Genomic DNA, 255 nt, shown 5'->3' on the forward strand with positions numbered 1-255 from the left:
GCACAATGCATGACGCCGTTCGGATGAGGACCATTTGCACCGCTGAAGCGATCACCCTGCCAGGCGGTGGCGACGTCCACCTGATCGCGCCGCCGCCCAAGCCCTGCGTGACCATCGTGGTGCACGGTGTCAACGACCTGGCCGGTTGCTACGAGCGCATCGAGCGCGGCCTGTGCGAGGGGCTCAACGAGAGCCTGGACATGTCGCCGACCTTGCCCAATGGCGTGAGCAACCCGGGCTTTCTGCGTCCGGCCA

1 pseudogene is annotated in these 255 nt (G+C 66.3%); it reads left to right on the plus strand.

Annotation, left to right across the window (positions count from 1 at the left end):
* Positions 1-5: 5 nt before the first annotated feature.
* Positions 6-255 (plus strand): annotated as a pseudogene (locus J5M73_RS31580) (hypothetical protein); the annotation flags it as partial.

The sequence above is a fragment of the Pseudomonas sp. 50_B genome, assembly GCF_017491625.1.
Classification (GTDB): Bacteria; Pseudomonadota; Gammaproteobacteria; order Pseudomonadales; family Pseudomonadaceae; genus Aquipseudomonas; species Aquipseudomonas danubii.